General features: G+C 68.0%; 18 protein-coding genes and 1 riboswitch. Of the genes, 9 read left to right on the forward strand and 9 right to left on the reverse strand.

All coding sequences use genetic code 11. The features are described from left to right. The first annotated feature begins 19 nt into the window (after positions 1-19). Positions 20-310: a DUF3247 family protein gene (locus tag ABE483_RS06700; RefSeq protein WP_313211770.1), complete on the forward strand. Its 291-nt coding sequence runs from the start codon at positions 20-22 to the stop codon at positions 308-310. A gap of 30 nt (positions 311-340) precedes the next feature. On the opposite strand, the gene ABE483_RS06705 is transcribed toward ABE483_RS06700, so the two are convergent. Further along, positions 341-604, reverse strand: a complete 264-nt coding sequence (locus ABE483_RS06705) for a hypothetical protein (RefSeq protein WP_313211772.1) — start codon at positions 602-604, stop codon at positions 341-343. A gap of 142 nt (positions 605-746) precedes the next feature. On the opposite strand from ABE483_RS06705, the gene ABE483_RS06710 reads away from it, so the two are divergent. From ABE483_RS06710 to ABE483_RS06720, 3 genes are read left to right on the forward strand one after another with little or no spacing between them, the layout of a single operon-like run. Then, positions 747-1,868 (forward strand): class I SAM-dependent methyltransferase, encoded by a 1,122-nt coding sequence (locus ABE483_RS06710; protein ID WP_152153033.1) that lies wholly within the window; start codon positions 747-749, stop codon positions 1,866-1,868. Further along, positions 1,865-2,569, forward strand: coding sequence for a pseudouridine synthase (locus tag ABE483_RS06715; protein WP_123731283.1), 705 nt, complete (start codon positions 1,865-1,867; stop codon positions 2,567-2,569). The genes ABE483_RS06710 and ABE483_RS06715 overlap by 4 nt, the downstream gene beginning before the upstream one ends. Beyond that, positions 2,566-3,258, forward strand: coding sequence for an HAD family phosphatase (locus ABE483_RS06720; protein WP_313213068.1), 693 nt, complete (start codon positions 2,566-2,568; stop codon positions 3,256-3,258). The genes ABE483_RS06715 and ABE483_RS06720 overlap by 4 nt, the downstream gene beginning before the upstream one ends. 76 nt (positions 3,259-3,334) lie before the next feature. Here ABE483_RS06720 and fabB read toward each other — a convergent pair whose 3' ends face one another. Further along, complete coding sequence (gene fabB, locus ABE483_RS06725; protein WP_282263386.1) at positions 3,335-4,543, reverse strand: beta-ketoacyl-ACP synthase I; 1,209 nt, start codon at positions 4,541-4,543, stop codon at positions 3,335-3,337. After that, on the reverse strand, positions 4,543-5,058 hold the full coding sequence (gene fabA / locus ABE483_RS06730) for a 3-hydroxyacyl-[acyl-carrier-protein] dehydratase FabA (protein WP_070471641.1): 516 nt from the start codon (positions 5,056-5,058) through the stop codon (positions 4,543-4,545). Before fabA ends, fabB begins: the two co-directional genes overlap by 1 nt. A 231-nt stretch (positions 5,059-5,289) precedes the next feature. On the opposite strand from fabA, the gene dinB reads away from it, so the two are divergent. Further along, the gene (dinB, locus tag ABE483_RS06735) at positions 5,290-6,372 is read left to right on the forward strand and encodes a DNA polymerase IV (RefSeq protein WP_346481385.1); all 1,083 of its coding nucleotides are present in this window, start codon (positions 5,290-5,292) and stop codon (positions 6,370-6,372) included. A 427-nt stretch (positions 6,373-6,799) separates the two neighbouring features. On the opposite strand, the gene ABE483_RS06740 is transcribed toward dinB, so the two are convergent. Then, on the reverse strand, positions 6,800-7,714 hold the full coding sequence (locus ABE483_RS06740; RefSeq protein WP_346481386.1) for an MBL fold metallo-hydrolase: 915 nt from the start codon (positions 7,712-7,714) through the stop codon (positions 6,800-6,802). Positions 7,715-7,940: 226 nt separating this feature from the next. Next, positions 7,941-8,579, reverse strand: coding sequence for an NAD(P)H-binding protein (locus ABE483_RS06745; protein WP_313212104.1), 639 nt, complete (start codon positions 8,577-8,579; stop codon positions 7,941-7,943). A gap of 96 nt (positions 8,580-8,675) precedes the next feature. On the opposite strand from ABE483_RS06745, the gene ABE483_RS06750 reads away from it, so the two are divergent. Together ABE483_RS06750 and gph are read left to right on the forward strand one after the other, a co-directional pair. Further along, a complete protein-coding gene (locus tag ABE483_RS06750; protein WP_313220057.1) occupies positions 8,676-9,578 on the forward strand; it encodes a LysR family transcriptional regulator in 903 nt (300 codons plus the stop codon). 191 nt (positions 9,579-9,769) lie between these two features. Then, entirely contained in the window at positions 9,770-10,420 is a 651-nt protein-coding gene (gene gph / locus ABE483_RS06755) for a phosphoglycolate phosphatase (RefSeq protein ID WP_313220137.1), read from the forward strand. 76 nt (positions 10,421-10,496) lie between these two features. On the opposite strand, the gene btuB is transcribed toward gph, so the two are convergent. Then, positions 10,497-12,338, reverse strand: a complete 1,842-nt coding sequence (gene btuB / locus ABE483_RS06760) for a TonB-dependent vitamin B12 receptor (protein WP_346481387.1) — start codon at positions 12,336-12,338, stop codon at positions 10,497-10,499. Positions 12,339-12,461: 123 nt separating this feature from the next. Further along, positions 12,462-12,693, reverse strand: a riboswitch (cobalamin riboswitch). 152 nt (positions 12,694-12,845) lie between these two features. Between btuB and ABE483_RS06765 the strand changes: the two genes are divergently transcribed. Next, on the forward strand, positions 12,846-13,424 hold the full coding sequence (locus ABE483_RS06765; RefSeq protein ID WP_313220055.1) for a histidine phosphatase family protein: 579 nt from the start codon (positions 12,846-12,848) through the stop codon (positions 13,422-13,424). Between the two features lie 37 nt (positions 13,425-13,461). Here the strand turns inward: ABE483_RS06765 and ABE483_RS06770 are convergent, their stop codons facing one another. Both ABE483_RS06770 and ABE483_RS06775 read right to left on the reverse strand, forming a co-directional pair. Next, positions 13,462-13,833, reverse strand: a complete 372-nt coding sequence (locus tag ABE483_RS06770; RefSeq protein WP_313212100.1) for a TfoX/Sxy family protein — start codon at positions 13,831-13,833, stop codon at positions 13,462-13,464. Next, positions 13,830-14,312 (reverse strand): GAF domain-containing protein, encoded by a 483-nt coding sequence (locus ABE483_RS06775; RefSeq protein ID WP_088432024.1) that lies wholly within the window; start codon positions 14,310-14,312, stop codon positions 13,830-13,832. Before ABE483_RS06775 ends, ABE483_RS06770 begins: the two co-directional genes overlap by 4 nt. 119 nt (positions 14,313-14,431) lie before the next feature. Between ABE483_RS06775 and bioD the strand changes: the two genes are divergently transcribed. Beyond that, positions 14,432-15,115 (forward strand): dethiobiotin synthase, encoded by a 684-nt coding sequence (gene bioD, locus ABE483_RS06780; protein WP_313212098.1) that lies wholly within the window; start codon positions 14,432-14,434, stop codon positions 15,113-15,115. 3 nt (positions 15,116-15,118) lie between these two features. On the opposite strand, the gene ABE483_RS06785 is transcribed toward bioD, so the two are convergent. Further along, the gene (locus tag ABE483_RS06785) at positions 15,119-16,549 is read right to left on the reverse strand and encodes a PLP-dependent aminotransferase family protein (protein ID WP_313212097.1); all 1,431 of its coding nucleotides are present in this window, start codon (positions 16,547-16,549) and stop codon (positions 15,119-15,121) included. Positions 16,550-16,649: the final 100 nt, after the last annotated feature.

Consider the following 16,649-nt stretch of genomic DNA (forward strand, 5'->3'; position numbering starts at 1 on the left):
GCACGCCACAGGAGTTGCCATGTCCCGTTACGCCCCCCGCATCCATACCGATCCGGCCGCCATCGCGGCGCTGGAAGCCCTGCTGCCACAGCTGCACGGCCAGACCCAGGTCGAACTTACGCTTGAGGATGGCAGCCGCCTGCTGGGCACCGTCGCGGTGCAGCCGACGCTGCAGCAATACCGCGACGCCGAAGAGAACGAAGGCAGCAATGGCCAGCTGCGGTTGGACGATCTGGATACCCCGGTCCAGCAGCACGTGGTGTGGCTGGACCAGATCAAGGCCATCCGGCAGCTGCCCTACCGCGAGTGATCGCGGCGGGCAGGCGCGGGTGGGCAGGGCTCAGTGGGTGAATTCGCTGGGCTCGGCCTCGAAGCGGCGCGCGTAGGCCCGTTCATCGGCGATCCGGGCCACCTCGTCATCGGCCAGGTCCGGGGCACCATAGACCGCATAGGCCACGCTGCCATCGGCGGTCTTGCCGACCTGGTGCAGGCGGTAGCGGGAATGGCCGCCGCCGGTGTCTTCGGGGTAATGCACCGGTGGCTGGCTGCCCTCCATGTCCATCTCGCTGTTGTCGACTACGCCACCGACGAACAATGCACGCATGAGCCATCTCCACGGGAAGTGAGGCTCCACCCTGCCGGTTTGGATGTTGTCAGGGCATCAACAGGACGTTGAATAAACGCAAATCCGGGTGGGGCGGGGCGAACCGGTAGAATGGCGGCCTCTTTTCAAGATGTGCCCCCGCATGGCTGCTCAGCACGACGCTCCCCTGGAAACCCTGTTCCTGCCCTTCGCCAGTGGCGCACTGTCCTGGCCGGCCGGCCCCGTGCTGTTCCTGCGCGCCCGCGATGGCGCACCGCTGCGCGAGCATGCCCAGCCGGCGCAGCTGGTCTGCGAGCAGAGCTTCCGCCCGTTCGCCGACGCCCTGGAAGCCAGTGGCTGGACCGTGCGTGACGAGCAGCAGCTGGCCGGCGATGCCACCCGCTACGCCGTGGTGCTGGTGCTGCCGCCGCGCCAGCGCGAGGAAGCCAAGGCCCTGTTCGCCCGTGCGCTGGCCCTGACCGCCCCGGGTGGCATCGTGGTGGCCTGCCAGCACAACAACGAAGGCGCGCGCTCCGGCGAAGGCGACCTGCAGCAGTTGGCCGGCCTCGGCGGCAAGCTGACCAAGAACCACTGCCGTGCCTACTGGACGGCGCCGCTCAACGGCCAGCACGACGCTGCGCTCGCGCAGCGCTGGGCCACCCTGGACGCGCCGCGCGCGATCCTTGGCGGCCGCTTCCAGAGCCGCCCGGGCATCTTCGCCTGGGACCGCATCGACCCGGCTTCCGCGCTGCTGGTCGAGCAGCTGCCGGCCGATCTGGCTGGGCGTGGGGCCGATCTGGGCGCCGGCTTCGGCTATCTCTCGGCCGAAGTGCTGGCGCGCTGCCCGAACGTGACCGCGCTGGACCTGTACGAGGCCGAAGGCCGCGCGCTGGCGCTGGCCCGCGAGAACCTCGCCGCGCTCGGCAAGCCGGCGGCGCTGGCCTATCACTGGCAGGACGTCACCGCCGGGATCGAGGGCGAGTACGACTTCATCGTGACCAACCCGCCGTTCCACACCCCGTCGCGCGCGGATCGCCCCGACATCGGCCAGCGCTTCATCGCCGTGGCCGCACAGGCGCTGCGCCCGGGCGGCCGGATGTGGCTGGTGGCCAACCGCCACCTGCCGTACGAGCAGATCCTCAATGAGAGCTTCGGCCAGGTCCGCGTGGCTGCCGAGCGCGATGGCTTCAAGCTGATCGAAGCGACCAAGGCCAGCAAGAGCGCCACGCCGGTTCGCACGCCGCGCAGCACCGAGCCGAAGTGGGGCCGCGGAGGCCGCGCATGAAGCTGGTCAAGCTGTTGGCCAACCTGGGCTATGGCAGCCGCAAGCAGGTGCAGGGGATGTTCCGCGCCGGCCTGATCACCGATGCCGAGGGCGAGGTGCTGTACGCCGATGACGCGGTCGCGCATGAGGCGATCCGGGTCGAGGGCGAGCCGCTGGACCCGCCGCAGGGGCTGACCCTGCTGCTGCACAAGCCGCGCGGCTACACCTGTTCGACCAAGGACAAGGGCCGGCTGATCTACGACCTGCTGCCGCCGCGTTACCGCGACCGCGCGCCGGTGCTGTCCTCGGTGGGCCGCCTGGACCGCGACACCAGCGGCATGCTGCTGATGACCGACGACGGCGCGCTGCTGCACCGGATCGTGTCGCCGAAGTCGCGCCTGGACAAGGCCTACGAGGTCACCCTCGCCGAAGATCTGCGCGGCGATGAAACCGCGCGTTTCGCCAGCGGCGGCCTGCTGTTGGAATCGGATGACAAGCCGCTGCTGCCGGCCGAGCTGCACGTGAACGGTCCGCGCCAGGCGCAGCTGGTCCTGCACGAGGGCCGTTACCACCAGGCCCGCCGGATGTTCGCGGCCGTTGGCAACCACGTCGAGGCGCTGCACCGCAGCCGCATCGGTGGGCTCTCGCTGGGCGAGCTGCCTGAAGGTGAGTGGCGCATGCTGGATGCGGCCGATCTCGAGACGCTGTTCAACGTCCCATGACGGCCTTCGCCGCGCTGCCGTTCCTGCCCGACGCCGTCATCTTCGACATGGACGGCCTGATGATCGACAGCGAGCGCGTCTCCATCGCGTGCTGGTCGCAGGCCGCGCAGGAACTGGCACTGCCCTTCCCGGAGGGATTCTGGCTGCGCATGGTGGGCCTGGGCGACCGCGATTGCGAACGCCTGCTGCTGCAGACGGTGAATGCCGAGCAGGTCGCCGCGCTGTTCGCGCGCTGCCACGACCTGTACGAAGCGCGCACGCAGCAGGGGCTGCCGCTGCGCCCCGGCATCCTGGAGATCCTGCAGCTGCTGCACGATCACGGCGTTCCGCGTGCGGTGGCGACCTCCACCCGCCAGCCGCGTGCCTCGCGCAAGCTGGCAGCGGCCGGGCTGCTGCCGTTCTTCGAGGTGGTGGTGACCAGCAGCGATGTGTCGCATCCCAAGCCTGCCCCGGACATCTACCTGCTGGCCGCGCAGAAGCTGGGCAAGGACCCGGCGCGCTGCCTGGCGCTGGAAGACTCCCCGGCCGGTATCCGCGCGGCAGTGGGGGCGGGCATGACGGCGATCCAGGTGCCGGACCTGGTGCATCCGGATGAGGAACTGCGTGCGCTGGGGCATCGCATCGTGGATTCGCTGCTGGACGCACGGCAGTTGTTGGTGCCGCTGCTGCCGGTGACCGGCGCCCGATAACCAACGGCGTTGCCCGTCTGGACCACGAAAAAGCCCGGCACATGGCCGGGCTTTTTCATGCGGACACAGGCTGCCGTCAGAGGCGGCTGAACACCAGCGCCGCATTCGTGCCGCCAAAGCCGAAGCTGTTGGACATCACGGTGTTCAGCTGTGCCGGCTGCGTCTCGCGCACGATCGGGAAGCCTTCCACCAGCGGGTCCAGCTCGCCGATGTTGGCCGAACCGGCGATGAAGCCATCGCGCATCATCAGCAGGCAGTAGATCGCTTCATGCACGCTTGCCGCACCCAGCGAGTGGCCCGACAGCGCCTTGGTCGAGGACAGCGGCGGGATGCTCTCGCCGAACACTTCGCGCACGGCCTTCAACTCGGTGACGTCGCCCAGCGGGGTCGAGGTGCCATGCGTGTTGAGGTAGTCGATCGGGGCGGTGATGTGCTCCATCGCCATGTTCATGCAGCGCACCGCGCCTTCACCGGACGGGGCGACCATGTCGGCACCGTCGGAGGTGACGCCGTAACCGACCAGCTCGGCATAGATGCGTGCGCCACGGGCCACGGCGTGGTCGTAGTCTTCCAGCACCAGCATGCCGCCGCCGCCGGCGATGACGAAGCCGTCGCGGTCCTTGTCGTACGGGCGCGAGGCCGAGGCCGGCGTGTCGTTGAAGCGGGTCGACAGGGCGCCCATCGCATCGAACATCACGCTCATCGACCAGTGCAGGTCTTCACCGCCACCGGCGAACATCACGTCCTGCGCGCCATGACGGATCAGATCCGCAGCGGCGCCGATGCAATGCGCGGAGGTGGCGCAGGCGGCCGACAGCGAGTAGCTCAGGCCCTTGATCTGGAACGCGGTGGCCAGGCAGGCCGACACGGTCGAGCACATCGTGCGCGGCACCATGTACGGGCCGACCTTGCGCACGCCACGGGCGCGCAGGATGTCGGCCGATTCCACCTGCCACTGGCTGGAGCCGCCGCCGGAGCCGGCGATCAGGCCGGTCCGCGGGTTGGCGACCTGCGCCTCGTCCAGGCCGGCATCGGCGATCGCATCGCGCATGGCGATGTACGCATACGCCGAGGCATCGCTCATGAAGCGCTTCACCTTGCGGTCGATCTGCGCATCCAGGTCGAGCTCGATGTTGCCGCCGACATGGCTGCGCAGGCCGGCTTCGGCATGATCGGGCAGGTGGCGGATGCCGGCGCGGCCTTCACGCAGTGCGGAGGACACGGTGTCCAGATCGTTGCCCAGGCACGAAGTGATGCCCATTCCGGTAATGACGACGCGACGCATCAGAAGTTCTCAGTGGAAGTGAACAGACCTACACGCAGGTCTTTGGCAGAGTAGATTTCGCGACCGTCCACCAGCATGCGGGCGTCGGACTGTGCCATCACCAGCTTGCGGTTGATGACGCGCGAGATATCGATTTCGTAGGTGACGCGCTTGGCGCTCGGCAGTACCTGGCCGGTGAACTTGACTTCGCCGCAGCCCAGGGCACGGCCACGGCCGGGCGCACCGATCCAGGTCAGGAAGAAGCCGGTCAGCTGCCACATGGCATCCAGGCCAAGGCAACCGGGCATGACCGGGTCGCCGAGGAAGTGGCAGTCGAAGAACCACAGGTCAGGGCGGATATCCAGTTCCGCGCGTACCATGCCTTTGCCATGGGGACCGCCGTCCTCGCGGATATCGGTGATGCGATCGAACATCAGCATCGGATCATTGGGCAGGCGGCCGCTGCCCGGGCCGAACAGTTCACCGCGGGCGCTGGCCAGCAGCTGGTCGCGCGAGAACGCGTTGAGACGAGTCATGGAAAACGCAATCCTGAGGAAGTTGTCATCGGGGTGAGCCGACCACAGGTCGACTGCTCTTGCATGAAGCAAGTGCTCAAGAGTGCATGAGAAAAAGTGATTCAATCAAACGTTTTAACCGTACGCCGCCGTAGTGTTTTCAGGTTCAAAAACGCATGTTGTTGTTATCCAACAACCATACTGCGGCGTGTGGCTGTAATCTTGTTCATCTGAATCCGAGTGCCAACGCCCGTGTCCCGCCCCCGCAAGATCATTCACGTCGACATGGATGCGTTTTACGCGTCCGTGGAGCAGCGTGACGACCCTTCGTTGCGGGGCAAACCGGTGGTGGTGGCGTGGCGGGGCATGCGTTCGGTGGTGTGCGCAGCCTCGTACGAGGCGCGTGTGTTTGGCGTGCGTTCGGCGATGCCTGCGCTGCGCGCGGAGCGGCTGTGTCCGGAGGCGGTGTTCGTGCCGCCGGATTTCGCCCGCTACAAGGCGGTGTCACGCCAGGTACGCGAGATTTTCCTGCGGCATACGGATCTGGTGGAGCCGTTGTCGCTGGATGAGGCGTATCTGGATGTGACCGAGCACAAAGGCGGGATGACGGTGGCGACGGAGATCGCGCAGATCATCCGCGCGCAGATCCGCGAAGAGACGCAGCTGACCGCCTCGGCGGGGATCGCGCCGAACAAGTTCCTGGCGAAGATCGCCTCGGATTGGCGCAAGCCGGATGGGCAGTTCGTGGTGCCGCCGCATCGTATCGAGCAGTTTCTGACGCCGCTGCCGGTGAGTCGTGTGCCGGGCGTGGGCAAGGTGATGGCGGCGAAGCTGGCCGAGCTGGGGGTGGCGACGGTGGGTGATCTGCGTGCGCTGCCGCTGGAGGAACTGGAGGCGCGGTTCGGGACGTTCGGGGGACGGTTGTTCAATCGGGCGCGCGGCGTGGATGAGCGCCCGGTGGAACCGGATCAGCCGGTGCAGTCGATTTCGTCGGAGGATACGTTCGCCGAGGATCTGTTGTTGGAGGATCTGGCGCCGGCGATCGTGCAGTTGGCGGAGAAGACCTGGCTGGCGACGCGCAAGACGGACCGGGTGGGACATACGGTGGTGTTGAAGTTGAAGACGTCGCAGTTCCGGATCATTACGCGGAGTTTTACGCCGGAGTCGCCGCCGGATTCGTTGGAGGAACTGCGCGATATTGCGTTGGGGCTGCGGGCACGGGTGGAGTTGCCGTTGGAGACGCGGTATCGGTTGGTGGGGGTGGGGTTGGGGGGCTTCCGGGAGCGGGAGGTGGTGCGCCAGCCGGGGTTGTTTGATCACCTGGGTGATGGCTGACGGTTTTTCTGTTTGCGGTGACGGCAACGGCAACGGCTGAGGCGCTGGGGTCCGGGTGATGAGGGTTTGGGACGACGCGGGTGGGGTATCGGGACCCGCTGCAAGTACATCCCTGTAAGCTCGTGTGTTGCCATCCATGGCAACACACGGTCCCGATACCCCACCCGCGTCGTCCCCCCGACACTGGGTCGGTGCGCATGGAAGAGGCGCACTGCCCTTCCCCAATGCCACTGAAGACGTCGCTCTTTGGGGCCGCACCGCTGTGGCATCTCGACTCTCTTTGACGACGTTGATGTCGGCAATGACGGGAACCTCGTGCCGGCACGGCGCGCATGTGCATCGACGGCGGAGCTCTCACCCACGCGGGCTCACCCACGCGTGGTGATCGTGTCGCCTTCGGGCCGCCCAGCCTTTTATTTTCGCGCTATTACGGCCACTGCATTTCACCCTTGGCGACCTTCGCGCTCAGTTCCAGTGAACTCTCGCCCGCCAGATTCGGATAGCGTTTCTTCATCGCGGCAATCAGTGCGTTGGCGTCTTTGCTGCGTGCGGTTTCTTCGTCGAAGGCGCGGATGTAGTCGGCGGTGAAATCCACTGCGCTGATGTCCAAGGCGGCATCGGCTGCGTAGTGGCCGGGGATGACGCGGGCGGGGTTCAGGGTTTTGATCGTGGCCAGTGTCTGCAGCCAGTGGGCGTGCGATTGGGCGCTTTGGGTGTCGGCCATCCAGACGTGTTCGCCGGCGACGATGGGGATGCCGCCGAGGACGGTGCGCAGGGCGGGGATCCACATGACGGTGCGGTCCGGGGTGGGGCCGGTGAGGCCGATGATCTTGATCGGTTGGCCTTCGAGGGTGAGGGTGTCGCCGTCCAGTGGGGTGGGGATGACGATGCGGCTGGGCTTGGCTGCGCCCATCTGCGGGCCCCAGTAGGCGAGTTTGGCGGCCTGGGTGGCGTTGATGTGGGCGACGGTCGCAGGGGTGGCGAGGATGCGGGCGTCGGGGAAGGCGTCCTGCAGCGTGGCCAGGCCGAAGTAGTAGTCGGGGTCGCCGTGGCTGATGTAGATCGTGGTCAGCCGTTTGCCGGAATCGCGGATACGCTGGACGAGTTGCGCGGCATCGGTGGCGGCGAACTGGGCGTCGACCAGGATCGCGTCGTGGCGGCCGGTGATCAGGGTGGACGCGACCGAAAACAGCGCCTTGTCGCCGGGGTGGTAGGGCTGCACCTGCAGCGCGTGGGCTTCGGCGGTCGCCGCAGCGGCGTGGCTGATGGCCGGTGGGCTCATGGCGAGCGCGGTACCGAGCGTCAACGCCAGGGCCAGGGTCGTGCGGGAAACGTTCTGCATTTCAAGAAGTCCTGTGCAGCGCGGCCCCGGCATCACACCGGGGCGGGACGGCCCCGACATGGCACCGGGGGGAACGGCCCCGACATGACACCGGGGGGGGGGACGGCCCCGACATGACACCGGGGGGGGGACGGCCCCGACATGACACCGGGGGGAACGGCCCCGACATGACACCGGGGCCGGTAGAGCCGACCGTTGGTCGGCTGCGTCCAGATCGGCGGCCTGGTCAGTACGCAACCGTGGCGATCTGCCGCACGTATTGCGGGGTTTCGATTTCGCTGACGAAGGCGTCGGCGTAGTCGGCGTAGCTGATCCGGCTGTGGCCGTCATCGCCGACCAGGAAGTTCTTCGCCTGGGTGCGGAAGCCGCCGCGCTGCGGGCCGGGGCCGATTTCGGCGGCGGGGGAGTAGAACGTCCAGTCGAGGTCGTCGACGGCGCGGAGCTGCTTGAGCGTCTCGCGGGCGGCAAGGGCGACCGGCTTGTAGGCGTCCGGGAAGCCCTCGGTGTCCACCAGCTGCACACCGGGGGCGACTTCCAGGCTGCCGGCGCCACCGACCATGATGAAGCGGGGAACGCCGGCCTGGCGCGCCGCGGCGACCAGGGCGGCACTGGTCGTGGTCACCGTGGTGGGGGCATCGCCCGGGCGCGGGCCGAAGGCGCTGGCCAGGACGTCATGGCCGGCGATCACAGCGGCCAGGGCATCGATGTCGTCCAGCGCGGCCACGGCCAGCTGCGCGCCGTCCAGTTCCGCCGGGAGGTCAGTCTCACGGCGGACGATGGCGGTGACCTGGTGGCCGCGGGCGAGGGCCTGGCGGGTGATTTCACGGCCGATGTTGCCGGTGGCACCAACGAGAGCGATTTTCATGGGGGACGTCCGTTGAGGAAGGAAGGCCAGCGTATGCCTCTGGAATCGAACGAAAAACCGCGTATAACGGCCTAATTTGTTGCACGGATCGATCAAATGGACCGGATGACTGCCATGAACGTGTTCGTCGAGGTGGCCGAGCGTGGCAGCCTGACCGCTGCGGCCGAGGCGCTGGAGATGTCGCGGGCGATGGTGACGCGCTATCTGGCCGAGGTGGAGCGCTGGCTGGGGGCGCGTCTGCTGCACCGGACCACGCGCCGGATCAGCCTGACGGGGCCGGGAGAAGCGGCGCTGCTGCGCTTCCGGCAGATGTTGGCGATCGGCGATGAGCTGCGCGGGGAGCTGGCCACGGACAATCCCGAGCCGCATGGCCTGCTGCGGGTCACCGCGAGCGTGTCGTTCGGGCAGAACCATCTGGCGGCGGCGGTGGCCGAGTTCGTCAAACGGCATCCGCTCACACGCGTTGAACTGCTGCTGGTGGATCGGGTGGTCAACCTGGTGGAGGAGCGCGTGGACATCGCCGTGCGCATCTCGCGCGCGATCGACCCGAGCCTGATCGCGCGTCCGCTGGGGCAGTGCCGCTCGGTGCTGTGCGCGGCGCCGTCGTACCTCGCAGAGCGCGGTACGCCGACCACCGCCGACGCACTGGCCACGCACAACTGTCTGACGCACCACTACGTCGGCAAGAGCGTGTGGCATCTGCAACGCGACGGACGGAAGATCGCGGTGGCGGTGGGGGGCAACATCAGTGCAAACGAAGCGTCGTTGCTGCTGGAAGCGGTGCGTGCCGGTGCGGGCATCGCGATGCTGCCGATGTATCAGATCGCACCGCTGCTGCACGCGGGGGAACTGGTCGCCGTACTGCCGGACCATGAAGTCGAACTGCTGGGCCTGTACGCGGTGTACGCCTCACGCCGGCAGCTGCCGACGATCATGCGCAGCTTCCTGGATTTCCTGGTGGAACGCTTTGCCAGCCCGGCGTTCCTGGCGCAGCTGTAAACGCGGCCCCGGTAGAGCCGACCGTTGGTCGGCTGCACTTGATCCGGCAACCGCCCATCAGCACGCCGTGCACCCGCAACCGCAGCGGGCGCGTGCAGCCGACCAACGGTCGGCTCTACCCGGGCGTGCATCGGCATCACACACGCACCTCCGTACAATGGCGCTTCCCTGCTGTGGAAGTGAGCATTGTCTTGTCGTATCCGTATCCGTTGGTGGTGTTCGATCTGGATGGCACGCTGGTGGACAGCGCGGCCGATATCGCCGAAGCGCTCAACCGCACGCTGCAGGACTGGCAGTTGCCGCGCGTGCCGGAGGCGACGGTGTTGACGTGGATCGGTGATGGCGTGCGGCGGCTCGTTGAGCAGGCGTTTACCGCGGCCGGCAGCGATATCGATCTGGACGAGGTAATGCCCGGTTTCATGCGCCACTACGAGGCGTGCCTGTTACGCAGCCCGCGCCTGTTTGATGGCGTGGCCGAAACGTTGGCTGCCTTGCGCAAGCGTTCGGTGACGCTGGCGATCTGCACCAACAAGCCGTCCGCACTGGTGGCGCCGCTGCTGCAGCACTTCGGTCTGCAGGACGTGTTCGCACTGGTGCTGGGCGGGGATTCCTTGCCGGAGCGCAAGCCCAGTGGTGCGCCGTTGCGGCATATCGCCGCGCAGTTCGAGGTGGCCGTCGAGGCCGCCTTGATGGTGGGTGATTCGATCACCGATTACCGCGCTGCCGTGGATGCCGGGATGCCGGTGGCGCTGGTGCGCTATGGGTATCCGCGTGGGCTGGATCTGGACAACGTCGAGGCGGTTGCCGTGGTGGATGATCTGCGGGAATTGTTGGCGTTGTAAGGCGTTCGAGCGTGTGCCGACCAACGGTCGGCACCTGCCAGGGCCGGGACGGCGGCGGTGCCGCCGCCCCGCGCGCTTATTTCGGCTGGTAACGCACGCTCAGTCGATACTCGCGGCCAGGCTGGTTGTACCAGGCGACGGTTTCGTACTCGCGGTCGAAGATGTTGCTGACCCGGCCCAGTACGGACCAATCGCGGGTCAGGGCGTATTCCAGGCGCAGGTCCACGGTGCCGTAGCCCCCCAGGCGCACCGTGTTCGCTGCATCGTCGTAACGCTTGCCGGCGCCGTTGACGGTGAGGCCGGCGCGGACATCACCCACGCGACGATCGACGTCCAGGCGTGCGGTGTTCTGTGCGCGGCGGGCCAGCCAGTTGTCGAACTGTGCGCTGCCGTCGGTGCGGTTGCGCGGGTCGGTGTGGCTGAGCTGTGCGTTGAGGTCGAACCCGGCGACGGTGATCGCACCGGTCAACTCGGCGCCGCGGATGCGGGCTTTCTCGACCTGCGACATCATGAAGGTGGTCGCGTCGTAAGTGATCAGGTCATCGATGCGCGTTTCGTATACGTCCAGGCCCCAGCGCCAGCCATCACCCTGCTGGGCGATGCCGATGTTGGCGCTCTTGGATTTCTCCGGATCCAGGGTCGGCACGCCGCTCCACGGGTCGTAAAGGTCGCTGAAGGTCGGGGCCTTGAACGCGGTGCCGTAGCTGGCGTTGAGGCGGAACCCGCGGCCCAGCTCCAGGCCCCAGCCGAGGCTGCCGGTGGTGTGGTTGCCAAACTGTTCGTTATCGTCGTTGCGCACGCTGGCCTGCAGGTGGTGCGCGCCGAAACGGCCCTGGTACTGCACGAACACGCCGGTGTTGTCGCGGCTGTCGACCAGGTAGCCGGCGCTGCTGCCGTCCAGGTTGTCCTGGCTCCAGTCCACACCGGCGCTCAGCAGCTGGCCGTCAGCGATGCCGATGTCGGCCTGCATCGAGGCACTGTCGCGGTGGGTCTGTGCATTGCCCAGCCAGGTATCCCCGTTGAAGTTGTCCGATTCGTTGTCGGCGCGGCCGACGTTGACCGTCAGGTTGAAGCGCTCGCCCGGCGTGTAGCGCAGCTTGCCGCCGAGTACCTGCTGCAGCGTTTCGGAGTAGTTGTAGTAGCCGTCGTAATGGTTCTCGCCTTCGGCGCGCAGTGCGGTGCCTTCCAGGCTCAACGTGTCCGTCAACGCATAGCCGCCGCGCAGGCTCATGGACAGGTTGCGGTAGCCATCGCGGTCGGGCTCGTCGGCGCCGCAGCCAGCGAAGGGCGACACCGAGCCACGGCAGGCGTTGATGCCATCGGTGTGCTGGTAGGCGATGTCGGTGCCGAACCAGCCACGCTCACCGCTGCCGCCGAAGCCACCGCTGGCCTCGCGCAGGCCGTTGCTGCCACCGCCGAGCTGTAGGTGCGGCGCGAACTGGCCGGCGTTGCGGCGGGTGAAGATCTGGATCACGCCACCGATCGCATCGGCGCCGTACAGGCTGGACTGCGGGCCACGCACGATCTCGATGCGCTCGATCTGCGCCAGCGGCAGGTCCTGGATCATGGCCAGGCCGAGGTCGCCGGTGTTGATGCGCACGCCATCGACCAGCACCAGGGTGTGGGCCGAGTTGGTGCCGCGCAGGAACAGCGAGCTCTGCTTGCCCAGGCCGCCGCTGTTGTTGAGGTTGATGCCGGCACGGCCGCGCAGCAGGTCCTGCAGCGACGGCGCCTGGCTGCGCTCGATCTCGGCGCGGTCGATCACCTGCGCCGGGGAGATGCTGTCCTGCAGGGCGATCGGGGTACGCGTGGCGGTGACCAGCACCTGGTCCAGCGCGGTGGCCTCGTCCTGTGCGGAGGCCACCAGGGGCAGGGCCGACAGCACGGCCAGGGAAAGAACGCGGGTTTGCAGCTTCATCGATGACTCCATGCACCGCGCACGCCCGCGCGGCAAGGGGTGGGGATGATCGCGCTGCAGGGAGGTTCGACGGTGGGCGGGCGCGCGCAGGCGCCTGCTTGCCGCCGCCATGCCCGCCGCATCGCAACCAGTCGTCTTCCAGGCCGGTCTCCGGGCTCGCGGGCCGATGGGGTGCCATCGTGCCAGGCGCCTTCCCATGCCGGAGCACAGTGGCGTGTTGCCTGGTGTTTCCACGCTTACCGTTGCGGGGGCAGCGCCGGAGTGGCGGCGTGGCACAGGGCCTGACGCGTCACCGGCTTCCCGTTTCAACCTGGCGGCATTGCAGCCCCGGGTCACCTGAAAGTGGGCGCAGTCTAAGCCATCGGCCGGGCCCATGGAGCGCACCGGTTAGAATGCGCCTCGCTTTTTCGATGTGATCTCCATGACCCCAACGTGGTTGCAGCACCCCGGCACCGACGCCCGTGACCCGCACTGGCCGGCCGCAGCGGGCAGCAGACGGGGCCGGGCATGATCCTCGATCTGATCCGCCACGCCAGTACCGGCCGCGACGATCATCTTGATGGCCGCACTGATCCAGCGCTGCACGAGGGCGCGACCGACGCCCTGTGCGCGCGCTACGCCGGGCTGCCCTGGCAGCGTGTGCTGTCCTCGCCGCGGCAGCGGGCGCTGTTGAGCGCCGAGGCATTGGCCTTGCCCCACGCGGTGGACGTGGAGGTCGATGAGGAATGGGAAGAACTGGATTTCGGCGACTGGGACGGGCTCGCGCTGGAGGCGCTGCCGATGGATGCGCTGTCCGCCTTCCATCTGGACCCGCATGCCAATCCACCGCCGCATGGCGAAAGCTGGGGCCACTTCGAACGCCGCATCGCGCGCGGCCTGCATCGGTTGCTGGATGAGCCCGAGCCGGTCCCGACCCTGATCGTCAGCCATGGCGGACCGCTGCGGATGGTGCTGTCGCAGGTGTGCGGCCTGCCGATGGCGATGTGCTGGGCGCTGCGCATCGATCACGGCACGCGACTGCGCCTGCGCGTGGAGCGCGAGGACGACCGGCTGTGGGGCGAACTGCTGGAGCTGCAGCAGGTATGAGGCGCGCGGCTACCGACGGTGCGTGGGTAGCCGTGGATCAGCGGTTGTCGTCGTCGATCTCGAACGGCGGCGCTTCATCGCCGTCATCATCGCGGTGCTCCACGGTGCGGTCGTAGACCGGACCGGAGGCAGGCGGCGCCTTCTTCAGCGGCTGGTCGGCGATGATCGCTTCGTACTCGGCCACCAGCACGGTGCGGCGCGCTTCCGGCAGTTCCTGCCAATGGCAATCCTGCAGGGCACCTTCCAGCGAGTAGAGCAGGTTCAAGCTCGGTTTGAAGCCGGCGCGGCGCACCTTGACGAAGGCACCGACCGCACCGACCGCCACCAGGTCTTCCGGCGTACGCAGACCGACCTGGCGCAGCCACGCTGCGCTCTTCGGGCCGATGTTGCGCAGCTTGGCGGCACTCATCCCAGTGCCTCGACGAACACCGCGGCGATGGCTTCCAGCCCGGCCTGGTCCTCGGCATCGAAGCGTGCCAGCGAGGGGCTGTCCAGATCGAACACGCCGACCAGGTCACCGTTGTGGACCAGCGGCACGACCAGTTCAGAGCGCGAGGCCGAGTCGCACGCGATGTGACCCGGGAACGCATCGACGTCTTCGATGCGCTGGGTCACGCGCTGCGAAGCCGCGGCGCCACATACACCCTTGTCGAGTGGAATGCGCACGCAGGCGGGCAGGCCCTGGAACGGGCCGACGACCAGCTCCTTGCCATCGAAGAAGTAGAAGCCGACCCAGTTCAGGTGCGGCAGGGCGTGGTAGACCAGTGCCGACAGGTTGGCCGCATTGGCGATGCGGTCGCGCTCGCCGTGCACCAGGGCGCGGGCCTGGGCCAGCAGCTGGCCGTACTGTTCCGGCTTGCTGCCGGTGAGCGTGGAGGTATCGAACATGGCCGCAGTCTACCAAGCGCGGCGGTTGGTTGCCCCCGGGGCCGGCGGAACGCAGCGGACCGCGCCGCAGCGCTGCCGGGACGGCGGATAATGGCGCGTTTCCGCTCCCGGTCGTCTCCATGTCCCTGCCTGCGCCGCGCCCTGCCGCCCTGTTCGTCACCGGTACCGACACCGGCATCGGCAAGACCTTCAGCAGCTGTGTGCTGCTGCATGCCCTGCGCCGCCACGGCGGCACCGCAGTGGGCATGAAGCCGGTCGCCAGTGGCTGCGAGCGCACGCCCGAGGGCCTGCGCAACGAGGATGCCACGGCCCTGCTGGCCGCCAGCAGGCCGATGCCCGCGTATGACGACCTCAACCCGTTCGCGCTCGAGCAGCCACTGGCCCCGGAGATCGCCGCGGCAGAGGCTGGCGTGCAACTGTCGCTGGCGCCGATCGAGGCCGCCTTCGCGCGCCTGCGCGCCAGCGCGGACACGGTGGTGGTCGAGGGCGTCGGTGGCTGGCTGGCGCCGCTGTCGGCCACGCTGGACCAGAGTGATCTGGTGCACGCGCTGGCGCTGCCGGTGGTGATGGTGGTCGGGCTGCGGCTGGGCTGCCTCAACCATGCGCGGCTGACCGCCGAGGCGATCGCCGCCCGTGGCGCGCGCTGCATCGGCTGGATCGCCAATGAGGTGGACCCGGGCATGGCGCGCCGCGACGAGAACGTCGCACTGCTCACCGCGCGGCTGCCGATGCCGTGCTGGGGGCGTCTGCCGTATGCGCCGGGTGCAGACCCGGCCCGCCTGGCGGACCGGCTGGTGTTCTGAGCGTCAGCTGCCTGCGCGCACCTGCAGCGCGCTGGCGAGCCGGCCGACCGTGGCAATCGCGCCGGCGAAGCGCTCGTCCAGTTCCTGGCAGCACGACAGGCGCAGGCAATGCCGGTAGCGGGCACCGCGCGAGTACACCTGGCCGGGCATGAACACCACGCCCTCGGCCAAGGCCTGCTCGAACAGCTCCCCGGCATCGATCGCCGGGGGCAGCTCCACCCACAGAAGGAACCCACCTGTCGGCTGGGTGGCCGACGTGCCGGGCGGGAAGTGCTGCGCGATCAGGCCACGCACGTGGCTGACCTGGTCGCTGTAGAGCCGACGCAACCCCCGCAGATGATGCTCGTAGTTGCCGGCCTCCAGGAACGCGGCAACCGCGTCCCCGAGCAGGCGTGATTCGGCGCCGGAAGAATGAAACTTCAGCAGCTGGATATCGGCAGCGAAGCGGCCACCGTCGAGCCAGCCGATGCGGTAGTCCGGTGCGAGCGTTTTGGAGAAGCCGCTGCAGACCATGATCCAGCCATCGCGGTCAAAGCTCTTGGCCAACGGCTCCAGGGGCTCCTTGAACTGCAGTTCGGCGTAGACCGCGTCTTCGATCAACGGCACTTGGTAGTGATTCACCAGCTCGGCCAGGCGCTGCTTGTTCGGCACGGGCATGCTGCCGCCGAGTGGATTGTGCACGGTCGGCATGGCCATGATCGCGGCGATGCCGCCGGCGGCGAGCAGCGCTTCCAGTGCCTCCAGATCGAGGCCGTCCCTCGGATGGGTGGGCAGCTCGATCGCGCGCAGGCCCAGGCTGCGCAGCAGCGGGTAGATGTTGAAATACGAGGGCGCTTCGATCGCGACCGCATCGCCGGGTTGGGTCACCACGCGCAGCGCCAGCTGCAGGGCTTCCATCGCGCCATGGGTGAGCACCAGCCGGTCGGTGGTGGTGTGCAGCCCCAGCCGTGGCCCTCGCTGCACGATCTGCGTCAACAGCCGTGCCGCACCGTTGGGACGTGCGTAGGTCTCCACCGTGGTGGCAGCCCGGCGCAGTACCTGCGCGGTGATGCGGGCGAGCTGCGCACCGGGATAGAAGCGCTTGCCGCGCGGCCCGGCGAAGGCCAGGTCGACGATGCCCGGTTGCTGCTGTGCGGCCAGCACGCGCGCCATCATCGCCTGCTGTGCCGGTGCGGTGGGCGGAGACGGCGCCTGCCGCAGCGACTGCGTCGGTTCGGGCAGACGCGGGCTGACCACGAAGCCGGCCTTGGGCCGCGGCAGCACCAGCCCGGCATCCTCCAGCTGCCGATACGCGGCGATCACCGTGTTGAGGCTGAGGCTGCGCTGTGTCGCCAGGCCGCGCAGCGACGGCAGCCGGGTGCCGACCGGCAAGCGCCCACTGCGGATCGCGTCGGCCATTTCATCGGCCAGGGACTGGTAGAGGTTGGTCGCCATCGGCATCTGCATCCACGGGTATCTGTAACCGTGCGGATGCCAGTCATCTGCATCTGTATCCGCCTCGGGACGCAGCCTACCATGGGCGTGACGACTTCCC

Source organism: Stenotrophomonas sp. TWI602, from assembly GCF_039674045.1.
GTDB lineage: Bacteria > Pseudomonadota > Gammaproteobacteria > Xanthomonadales > Xanthomonadaceae > Stenotrophomonas.